This window comes from Mucilaginibacter segetis (assembly GCF_016522075.1).
Taxonomy (GTDB): Bacteria; Bacteroidota; Bacteroidia; order Sphingobacteriales; family Sphingobacteriaceae; genus Mucilaginibacter; species Mucilaginibacter segetis.
In genome coordinates, this window is record NZ_JAEHFW010000002.1 from 897,587 (window position 1) to 908,963 (window position 11,377).

Consider the following 11,377-nt stretch of genomic DNA (forward strand, 5'->3'; position numbering starts at 1 on the left):
AACCGGAATGAAGAGATTATTTACCTTACTGGCATTCATTTTTATAAGCACAGTTACCTTTGCACAAACCATTTTGTCTTTTAAGGCGATGGGGCACGATGAGGATGAACCTATATTCGGGATGAGTGGTGCTACCTCTTTTTACTTTAAAATAGCGCCTCAGTACAGAATAGATGGCAGTAAGCTTGTTATATATTATGAGCCTTCGCAGGCATTGATCCGTGATAAATCATATATCAACCTTTTCATCGGCAACCGCCCTGTCTACAGCGGCAAACTAACTAAGGATTCTATTCAGCGCCTTTCCATCAACCTTACTAAGGCCGATATATCTACAGATCATTACTTAAAAATACAGGTAAAAACGCTACTTACTATTACTGACGATCAATGCCGCGATCTTGATAACCCTGCAATGTGGCTTAAGATAAAAAACTCTTCCTATATCTCCTTAATGCGGAGCAACTCCAATTTTTTCGAAAATATTAATATCAGCAACTGTTTCGATTCAAAACGAGCGGTGGTATATCCTAAAAATCCCACTCTTCACGATCTGAAAGCCGTAGCGTGGGCATACTCCAGATTAAAGAAAACGCAAACAAAAAATATTGCTGTTTATGAACTTGATCAGCTTCCGGACAGCATCCGCAATTATATATTGGTGGGTAAAGCATCATCTCTACCGGCTGATAAACGCGCATTGGTAAAAGTTACTCCTCAAAATAATCAGGGTTTGTTTTATCTGCATAAATCTGTTAGTACAGTAACCGATACCGTTACCCGTATGATAGATGTTAGCGGGAGGTTTGTACCTGTACGTTCTGTGTCGCAAGATGTAGTGCCTAACGAGATACTTTTTGTATCGGGTGGCGATGATGCCGGCTACGAAAAGGCGATCACCGCTTTGGGTAACATGAATATTCTGAACTCTACATTTGGCGATTACCTGCTAGTTAATAAAGCCCAGAACGAGTTCTTTAAAACCATTGATGAGAATCGCTCTAAACTAACACTTAAGCAAATAGGCGGGGTAAGCGATTTCCTGTCGGGTATTGGTTCATTAAAAAGCGCTTTCAACTTTAAAAACAGCGACTTTAGCTTTACTCCTAAAGAGGTAGAGATAAGGTTTATTGCCAACTATAGTGCACTTAACCCCGGCGACCGTGGGTTCTTTAACATTTACCTTAACGGTTTACTGCTTAGCAGCGAAAAACTGGATGCCAGTGGTAAGCTTAATGCCAGCGTTACCATTAACAGGTATCAGCACCATAAATACAACACGCTGGAAGCAGAATTCAGGTTTTACCCTAATAACGGTAACTGTAAAAATAGCTTTACCAATTTTTTTGCAGAGGTTGACGTGGATAAATCCTATTTGGAATCAAAAAACCCGTTCATTACCAGCGACTTGAGTTTTTACCAATATCCGGAAGCATTTAATAGCGGCACTACCCGTATTGTAGTATCAAAAAAATACGCCAAATATGCAGCAGGAGCTATGGGTGAAATTATTTATGAGTTGAATAACAATATCAACGCTAATAATTTCCCGGAGTTTATGTACTCTGATGAAGTAACCGCGGCGGATCTAAAAAAGAACAACCTGATTGCATTGCTATCAAAAGACGACAAGCTGCTTAATCAGTTTCCTGATGCACCTATAAAGTTTAATCGTGATTTCAGGTTGTATAATACGGATAACAACACGGTAGTTTACTCTCTTTCGGATACCACCTCAAACGGTCTGGCGCAGATATTTTATGGACGAAGCAATAATGCCACATTGGTACTTACGGCTACCGGTAAGCACCTGGCTGATGCATTTTTATCGGCATCAAAATCTATAACCGAACAGCTGTCAACGCTGTCGAGCAACGTGTGTGTATCTGATGTAAGTGCTAATAAATATTTATTTAATATTAATAAATCGAGTGATAACCTGCAATATGTAGATACCAAAAGTTCGCTAACCCGTTTTTGGGATAGTTACAACCTGTATATATTGCTGGCCATACTGGTGCTGATCTTATTATCCTTCCTGTATATACGCTCAAGGGTTCAAAAATCACAGGAGTTGTTTAATGATTAATACGCCTGAATATTTGAATGACCTTTTAACTTTTTCATGACCATGTCAATCCCCGAACTGTTAGTTAATGATGGATTTATTACAGAAGGAGATCGTGAAAAAATTACGAAATATTCAACTGAATCAGGTTTATCCTTCATCAAAATAGCGCTTAATTTTGGTTATATATCTCGTAAGAATTACGAACGTTCGTTACTGAATGCAGGATATGTTATTGAAGAAATAAGAGAGCAGCCTTATGATAGCGAAATTTTGGCCAAAACAGACCTGAACTTTGCTCATGACAGGGTAGCGCTCCCTTTGCGTGTGCAGAATGGCAAGATAGTGGTTATAATGGCCGACCCCGGTGATGAGCTTTTCCTGGACTTTATTAAATTTACATATGATATGGAGGCCAGTATCATACTTGCTTCCGATCTGGATATTATCTGGCTGAGCAATGTGCTTATTGGGGAAAAGTACAATAAATCTGCCGTGTACGAATTGTTAAAGCGCGACCCGGATAGTTCTGCCATTGTAACCTTCTCCAGCGCGCAACTGGTATTTATATTTGTAGTTCTGGGTTTGGTTACTGTAGGTTTGGTACTTAGTTTTAAAAATACCACCATTATTATTAATGTGCTCATCAGTACCTTTTTCTTAATTGCCATTATATTCAAACTGTTTTTAGCACTGGTAGGGTCAAGGTTTGAGCTTCACCAGGCTGTTACCAAGGAGGAACTTAAACTTGTAGAGGATGAAGACCTGCCCATATATACAATTTTATTACCCGTATACAAGGAAGACCGACTGGTAAAAAAACTCATATGGAATTTGCAATCCATTGATTACCCGCGCCATAAGCTGGATATTAAGCTATTGATAGAAGAAGAGGATGATAAAACCCTAAATGCGGTACGTAACCTGGATTTTCCGGCAATATTTGAAGTAATTGTGGTGCCGTACCATATGCCTAAAACTAAGCCAAAAGCATGTAATTATGGGCTGCATTTTGCAAGGGGAGAATACTTAACTATTTATGATGCCGAGGATATACCTGATACTGATCAGCTTAAAAAAGTTGTGTCGTTATTTGGCAAGCTCCCTTCAAATTATATATGCGTACAAAGCGCCCTTAACTATTTTAATCGGAATGAAAATTTTTTGACCCGTATGTTTACGCTTGAGTATTCCTACTGGTTTGATTATATGCTGCCCGGGCTGGATACGCTGGATATACCCATACCATTGGGCGGTACAAGTAACCATTTTAAGCTTGACCCATTAATTGAATTGGGAGCGTGGGATCCGTTCAATGTGACAGAAGACGCTGATCTGGGTGTTAGGGCCTATGCAAAAGGGTATAAAATTGCCATTATTAACTCTACCACTTATGAAGAAGCCAACAATGAGCCTTTTAACTGGATAAGGCAACGTTCGCGCTGGATAAAGGGGTATATGCAGACGTTTTTAGTGCATATGCGTAATCCTGTCGCTTTATGGAAGGAGATAGGCTGGAAAGGTTTTTTAGGATTTAACTTTTTTATAGGCGCTACTCCCATTACCTTTTTGGTATATCCTATAATGCTGGGCTTTTTTATATGCTATGTAGTGTTTGACCTATCATCAATACGTACCCTTTTTCCTGACTGGGTGCTGTTTATGGCTATATTTAACTTAATGGTAGGTAATATATTAATGATTTATATAAACATGATCGCCGTATTTAAGCGCCGCTATTACGAGCTGATATTATTTGCCATTGCCAACCCTATCTATTGGTTAATGCACTCCGTAGCAGCTTATAAAGGCCTTTATCAGCTTATTGTAAAGCCCTTTTACTGGGAAAAAACAAATCATGGTTTAAGTAAGGTGAATAACCCTGTAAATGTTGTTAAATGAGGTTAAGCAAATCCGCATATTTAGCAGTTATAACATTAACGCTTATTATATACTACCTTGTATGCGGTATATATTTGAATGGCTTAGGGTATTACAACCACGAATCGCTATTTTATATTGAAAAGGCAAAAATAGTTTTTGAGGGAGTTGGCAATCGTTTAAAGGTAATGGGTCTTACCTCTCCTATGATCCCCTTCTATGCCACATTTGCTTTTTCCGGCATTAGCTCAACTCTGGCACCCGTACTTGCATCAGCATTAGGCACTGGTTTATTATTCTACATTATTGCCGGCACATTGGTTAAAAGGCTTAATGATGATTTTTATATATGGTTACTGCTGGGCTTGTTCCTTTTTCATCCGGGAATGCTTTATGCAGCATGTTCCGGCAAAAACATTTACCTGGTGCTAACCTTTTTTTACCTGTTTTTTCTTAATCTGTTCAAATTCTTCCGCTCAAATACCACGTTCCATGTATCGGTGGCGAGTATATGTTTGGTGATACTTATTTTTTGCGATTATAAATTTGTATGGATAACGCTTTTCTTTTTACCTCTGGTGTTGTCTATCACTCTGCACAGTTTAAATCTCGGTGAGCAGGAATCCATCTTCCGGTTGTTCTTAAGCTTTAATAGCCCGTCATTAAGGCGCAAGTTGCTTAATAAAACCTTTTCGTTATACATTATACTGTTTGCCCTGCCGCTGGCATCTATACTGTGTTACAAACTGCTTAACCTTACCCACGCCAGCGATCTCAACTATTTTAACGAGAGCCCCTACGCCACCTGGAACGTATTGATCGATAAGCTGAGTTTCGACCAGCAAACCACTAATATCAACTATAAAATTCCGGAACTGAGCCTGCTGCTGTCGGCCCGTGTGCTCCTGTTTTGCCCCATGATACTTATTGCCGTGTATCTGTTTCGCGAGAGTACTTATCAGGTGCTTACCATCCTCATCCCCTTCGCTTTCATTGAATTTTTGCATATTAAGTACGATAAGGTTTTTCTGGCCTACCAGTACTACCTCATATTTATAATGCTTGCTTTTTTATGCGTTATATTTAAATCGCATACGGTAAAAAACAAACAAGCTTTTAAAGTACTGCTGGGCGTAACCATGGTATTACAAATAGGTATAGGCTGGTATTATCTTAAAACGTCCTCTATACCCGAAGAACAGAATTTTGTAAACATACTTATTAATCGTACCGAGGACGATACGGAAAAGGATAATATGGCCGTAGCGGGGTATATTAGTAGTCTTGCAGGTGATGTGCACGTTTTGGCTGATGATGCTACCGCCTATCCGGTAATTGCCTTCACTAAAAATTTAAATAACCTGATATTGCCCTATCAGCCCCAGTTTTTAAGCGGACTGGAAACCCCCGACAAATATGCTGACTATATACTAATAGCTACGGCCAAAAATCCGGTAACCGGCTATACGCAACTGAATAACAAATACCTTATCACCATAAAACAAAGTATTCCCGATATCGGCTTCCGCAAGGTATACGAAACAGACAACTGGATACTATACAGGGTGGTAAAATAGAGTTGCGGGCTAAATATTTGAAGCTGACGCTTCAATGTTAAGTGTCTTGTTAGGCTGATATAGCGTGTATCCTCTTGCTAATCTTAACCGTTAAAGTTGCTTTAAGTAACGATATCTTTTATCAGCGTATTGCTTGTTTTTATTTGCCCTGATAATCAGAGGAATAATAACCGCAAAAACCATTTGTAAATTAAACAATTAACCCTATCTTTGCAGTCCCGAAAATGCGGGGTATAATAAACATTTAATTAAATTAATTTAAAGCAAGTGAATACGTTAAGTTACAAAACTGTCTCAGCCAACAAAAAAACCGTTACTAAAGAATGGGTTGTTGTTGACGCAAACAATGAGATTTTGGGGCGCTTGTGTACTAAGATCGCGATGATGATCAGAGGTAAGCACAAGCCAGGGTTCACCCCACACGTAGACTGCGGAGATAATGTAATAGTTATTAATGCAGACAAGGTAAAGTTGACCGGAAACAAGTTTAATGATAAAACTTATGTTTCTTACACCGGGTATCCTGGTGGTCAGCGTTTCATTTCTCCTAAGGAGTTAATGGCGAAACATCCGGAGCGTGTGGTTGAAAAAGCCGTACGTGGTATGTTACCTAAAAACCGTTTGGGCCGTGCCTTATTTGGCAACCTGCATGTATATGCCGGTGCAGAGCATCCTCATGCCGCTCAAAATCCAAAAACCATTTAACTTTTAATTTTAAAGGAGAAACACGAAAATGCCAACAACTAACACTTCAGGCAGAAGAAAAACCGCTGTTGCCCGCATCTACTTAACTGAAGGCAACGGCGCAGTTACCGTAAATGGTAAAGATTACAAAGAGTACTTCCCAACGTTGCCGTTACAATACATCGTTATGCAGTCAACCGAAGTTTCGGGTTCTGCAGGTAAATTTGATGTAAAAGTAAACGTTGCAGGTGGTGGTATCAAAGGACAGGCAGAAGCCGTTCGTTTAGCTATCGCTAAAGCAATTGTTGAACTGGATGCTGAAAAGAAACCAGCGCTGCGTGCTAAGGGTTTAATGACACGTGATGACCGTATGGTTGAGCGTAAGAAACCGGGTCGCAGAAAAGCACGTAAGAAATTTCAATTCAGTAAACGCTAATTTTTTAAGGAGGATTCAACAATGGCAAGAACAACATATCAGGATTTACTGGATGCAGGTGTACACTTTGGTCACCTTACCCGCAAATGGGACCCGAAAATGTCGCAGTACATTTTCATGGAGCGCAACGGTATCCACATTATCGATTTAAATAAAACCTTATCAAAGGTTGAAGAAGCTGCTGCAGCTATAAAACAAATTGTAAAATCAGGCCGCAAGGTATTATTCGTAGCTACAAAAAAACAAGCTAAGGATATTGTTGCCGAGCATGCTAAAAGCGTGAACATGCCTTACATAACCGAACGTTGGTTAGGTGGTATGTTAACTAACTTTGCTACCGTACGTAAGTCGATCAAAAAGATGTCAAACATCGATAAATTGACGAAGGACGGCACTTACAGCAATCTTTCTAAAAAAGAAAGACTGATGATACAGCGCGAGCGTATTAAACTGGAAACTTTGTTAGGTGGTATCTCGGATCTGAACCGTTTACCCGCAGCATTGTTTTTAATTGATGTTAAGAAAGAGCACATCGCGGTATCTGAAGCTTTAAAGCTTAACATACCAACATTTGCAATGGTTGATACCAACTCTGACCCATCAAACATCGATTTCCCTATCCCGTCAAATGATGATGCTACTAAATCAATTACTTTGATCACCAGCATCATGATTAAAGCGATTGAAGAAGGATTAGATGAGCGTAAACGCGAGAAAGAGGATGAGGCTGAAAAAGAAGCAGCAGCAGCGAAAGCAAAGGCTGATGCTCCGGAAGCAGCACCTGCAGACCGCTCTGCTAACGACGGTGGCAAAAGGAAAAGGACTGCTGAAGCTACTACTGCCGAAGCCGATACCGAAGCCCCTGCAGCTAAATCAACAGAAGAATAATATTATTTCAGAGTTGCAAAGCCTTAAGGTTGGAATTTTTTAACGTTCAACTTTACAGCTTTGCAACTTTTTAACAAAAAAAGTATACCCATGTCTACAGTACAAATATCTGCAGCCGATGTAAACAAACTGCGCCAGCAAACCGGTGCAGGCATGATGGATTGCAAAAAAGCTTTAATTGAAACCAATGGCGATTTTGAAGCCGCTATTGATTTTCTGAGAAAAAAAGGCGCTAAAGTTGCCGCCAGCCGTCAGGATCGTGAATCAAACGAAGGTGTTGTAATAGCACGTACTTCTGAAGATTTTAAACGTGGTGTGATCATTGAACTGAATTGCGAAACCGACTTTGTGGCTAAAAACGCGGAGTTTGTTGCTTTCGGTAACGAAATCGCTAACGCTGCTGTACAAAATCAACCTAAAAGCATCGAAGAGCTTAACCAGTTAGAAATAGACGTTGAAAACGTGCGTGTTAAAATTGGTGATGCTATTATTGATAAAACCGGTAAAATAGGCGAAAAGATAGGTGTATCTAAATACGAAGTTGTTGAAAGCGATAAAGTAGTTGCGTATATTCACGGTAACTTCCGTTTAGCGGTATTGGTTGGCCTGAGCAAAAACGTTGAAGGTGCTGATGAAGCAGGTAAAGATGTTGCTATGCAAATTGCTGCCATGAACCCTGTTGCTATTGATAAAGACGGTATTGATGCGTCAGTTATTGAGCGCGAGCTGGAAATAGCTAAAGACCAGATACGTGCCGAAGGTAAACCTGAGGCAATGGTTGAAAAAATATCATTGGGTAAATTAAACAAGTTCTATAAAGATTCTACCTTATTGAATCAGGAGTTTGTAAAAGACCCATCTAAAAACGTTAGCCAGTTTCTGGATAGCGTTGATAAAGGCCTTACGGTTACCGCGTTTAAGCGAGTGGCTTTAGGAGCTTAATTTATTTATCCCCGCCTAACAAGGCGGGGATTTTTTTTGCCTGTTATTTTTTTCATTATATTGTTTATCAAGCAATTATTAACGATAAAAATTTATTATTATGCTAACAGTGCTTCATAACCTCAGGCTAATTACTAACGAAAAAATTTTAACAGGTAAAGCAATATTAATTACCGGCGATAAAATTATCGCTGTAGTAAGTGATTCCGATATCTCTGCTGATGCCGTAAAACACGACCTTAACGGGGCTTATGTTGCTCCGGGATTTATCGATCTGCAAATTTATGGCAGCGGTGGTAAACTGTTTGCCGGTAAACCTGAGGTTGCTGCCCTGCAACGTATGGAGGATGACCTGTTGGCACAAGGCACTACCGGTTTTTTTGCCACCATCGGTACCAACAGTAATGATATTGTAGAGGCCGGTATTGAAGCCGCCAAGGCTTACCGCACGCATGCCAAGGGCAACTTTTTAGGCATACATCTGGAAGGTCCTTACCTTAACCCCATTAAAAAAGGTGCTCATCCCGATAAATTCATAAAAAAAGCTACCCTTGCCGAAGTAAAGGGTTGGGTGGAGAGTGCTGATGGTGTTATAAAAATGATCACCATTGCACCTGAATTGCAGGATCAAGAGGTGATTGATTATTTGCACGGGCAGGGTATCATCATATCATCAGGCCATAGCAACGCTACGTATGAGCAGGGTAAAGCGTTTTTAAACAAACCCATACCTGCCGTAACGCACCTGTACAATGCCATGCCCCAAATGCACCACCGCGAGCCCGGCTACATCCCGGCTATTTTTGAGGAAAAGCCTTACACCAGTATAGTGGCTGATGGCTTGCATGTAAACTTTGCCATGATACGTTTGGCCAAACAGGCCTTGGGCGATAAGCTTTTTTTAATAACGGATGCCGTTACCGCCGCTACCGAAGGTGCCTACCAGCACCGGTTTACGGGTGACAGGTATGTAATGCCCGATGGCACCCTCTCCGGCTCTTGCCTTACCATGCTTAAAGCGGTGCAAAACTGCGTGCAGCATGTAGGCATTAACTTAGCCGAGGCCGTTAATATGGCAAGTTTATACCCGGCGCAACTGGCATCGCTGCCTGAAAAGGGTAAAATTGAGCCTGGTTTTGATGCCGATATCATTATTTTTGATGATGATTTTAAGGTGCAGCACACCATGCTTGCCGGGCAATTAATTAACTAAAAACACATAAAATTTTAACAATACCTTTAATTGACTATTTTTGAAAAACCATTCTACCAGATGAAATATAAAAGAGTTCTACTAAAATTAAGCGGTGAATCCCTGATGGGCGAAAGGCAATATGGTATTGATAATAACCAGGTATTGCAATATGCACAGGATATTAAAAACGTACATGAGGCCGGGGTAGAGATTGCCGTAGTTGTAGGCGGTGGTAACATTTTCAGGGGTCTTAGTGCCGAAAAATCGGGAATGGAGCGTGCTCAGGCTGATTATATGGGGATGCTGGCCACCGTTATTAACTGTATGGCGCTGCAAAACGCGCTGGAAAGTGTAGGCGTTGAAACCCGTTTACAGTCTGCCATAAAAATGGAGCAGATATGCGAGCCTTATATACGCCGCCGTGCTATGCACCATCTGGAAGTGGGTAAAATTGTGATATTTGGCGCAGGTACCGGTAACCCTTACTTTACTACCGATACAGCTGCATCCCTGCGGGCTATTGAGATAAAAGCAGATGTGGTACTTAAGGGAACCCGTGTTGATGGCATTTATACCGCCGATCCGGAGAAGGATCCTACCGCTACACGCTACGATGAGATATCTTTTCAAGAAGTTTATGCTAAGGGACTGAACGTGATGGATATGACCGCTATCACCCTTTGCCATGAAAATAAGCTGCCTATTATTGTGTTCGATATGAATAAAGAGGGTAATTTTATGAAGATAGCACAGGGCGAGCAGATAGGCACCCTGGTGAAATAATACTGAATACAACGGCAATAATTTAAAGATCCCGAGGCGATATGCTTTGGGATCTTTGCTTTCAGCTTATCTCTTATTACCCTTGTCCCCTTGTTATTCCGAACGGTAGAGAGGAATGTTGTATGTCTGGTTAATTAGCTGGAGTATAAGTTTTCTCTTCGCTATCGCTCATTCGAAATGACAGGTGGGTGATCTGTCATTCCGAACGATAGAGTGGAATCTTATATGCCTGGTCAATTAGCTGGAATATAAGTTTTCTTTTCGCTATCGCTCATTCGAAATGACAGGTGGGTGATCTGTCATTCCGAATGATAGTGAGGAATCTTATACGCCCCTCAATCATTCAAACCATCAAAAACTATTGCTTCGTACCGCAATAAAGGGTGGTGATAGTTTTGTCCGTCCGCTTCTTGGGCGGACATAACGGACACTGCGGACAAGCCATTATTTACAAATTAATTCTGTATTATTAAAGAATTATCTGTATATTTGTATAGGAGTATCATGTTCCTGCGGAAGTTAATCATCTTGTCCGCTTTGTCCGAAAATTCCGCACCCCTCTGCGGACGGACAAACAAACCTTCACATATTCTATAGCATTTGCCAGCTTAACTGCCCTGCATCTGAAAAGTATATATAAATATTGCTATAAGGGGAGTATTTTTAAAAATCCGGCATGGATTTTTTTGTTATCAGCAGAAAAAAATAGCGGCAGCAAGTAAGGCTGACACCCTGAACCCTCTGTTTATTTACCTTGCAGGTGAGGTAATGAAATAAATTCAGCATGACCGGGTGGTTAATATATCAGCCTAACATTAGCGTATTTAGCCAAAACATGATCCTCTTGTCATTCTGAGCGACAGCGAAGAATCTTATACGTGCAGCTAACAAGCGTTCAAGATTTCTCACTATCGTTCGAAATG

At 40.6% G+C, this 11,377-nt stretch carries 9 protein-coding genes; all 9 read left to right on the plus strand.

Going from position 1 to position 11,377, the window contains the following annotated elements:
• Positions 1-7: 7 nt before the first annotated feature.
• The 9 genes from I5M19_RS13705 to pyrH all read left to right on the plus strand — a co-directional run bounded on the left by I5M19_RS13705 (position 8) and on the right by pyrH (position 10,454).
• Positions 8-2,089: a cellulose biosynthesis cyclic di-GMP-binding regulatory protein BcsB gene (locus I5M19_RS13705; RefSeq protein ID WP_200066897.1), complete on the plus strand. Its 2,082-nt coding sequence runs from the start codon at positions 8-10 to the stop codon at positions 2,087-2,089.
• Positions 2,090-2,125: 36 nt separating this feature from the next.
• On the plus strand, positions 2,126-3,970 hold the full coding sequence (locus I5M19_RS13710) for a glycosyltransferase (RefSeq protein ID WP_200066898.1): 1,845 nt from the start codon (positions 2,126-2,128) through the stop codon (positions 3,968-3,970).
• Positions 3,967-5,526, plus strand: a complete 1,560-nt coding sequence (locus I5M19_RS13715) for a hypothetical protein (RefSeq protein ID WP_200066899.1) — start codon at positions 3,967-3,969, stop codon at positions 5,524-5,526. Before I5M19_RS13710 ends, I5M19_RS13715 begins: the two co-directional genes overlap by 4 nt.
• A 267-nt stretch (positions 5,527-5,793) precedes the next feature.
• The gene (rplM, locus tag I5M19_RS13720) at positions 5,794-6,231 is read left to right on the plus strand and encodes a 50S ribosomal protein L13 (RefSeq protein WP_200066900.1); all 438 of its coding nucleotides are present in this window, start codon (positions 5,794-5,796) and stop codon (positions 6,229-6,231) included.
• Between the two features lie 28 nt (positions 6,232-6,259).
• Entirely contained in the window at positions 6,260-6,646 is a 387-nt protein-coding gene (rpsI, locus tag I5M19_RS13725) for a 30S ribosomal protein S9 (protein WP_200066901.1), read from the plus strand.
• A gap of 21 nt (positions 6,647-6,667) precedes the next feature.
• Positions 6,668-7,534 (plus strand): 30S ribosomal protein S2, encoded by an 867-nt coding sequence (rpsB, locus tag I5M19_RS13730; protein ID WP_200066902.1) that lies wholly within the window; start codon positions 6,668-6,670, stop codon positions 7,532-7,534.
• 90 nt (positions 7,535-7,624) lie between these two features.
• The gene (gene tsf, locus I5M19_RS13735) at positions 7,625-8,476 is read left to right on the plus strand and encodes a translation elongation factor Ts (protein WP_200066903.1); all 852 of its coding nucleotides are present in this window, start codon (positions 7,625-7,627) and stop codon (positions 8,474-8,476) included.
• A 100-nt stretch (positions 8,477-8,576) separates the two neighbouring features.
• Complete coding sequence (nagA, locus tag I5M19_RS13740) at positions 8,577-9,689, plus strand: N-acetylglucosamine-6-phosphate deacetylase (RefSeq protein WP_200066904.1); 1,113 nt, start codon at positions 8,577-8,579, stop codon at positions 9,687-9,689.
• A 60-nt stretch (positions 9,690-9,749) separates the two neighbouring features.
• On the plus strand, positions 9,750-10,454 hold the full coding sequence (gene pyrH, locus I5M19_RS13745; RefSeq protein ID WP_200066905.1) for a UMP kinase: 705 nt from the start codon (positions 9,750-9,752) through the stop codon (positions 10,452-10,454).
• The last annotated feature ends 923 nt before the right edge of the window (positions 10,455-11,377 follow it).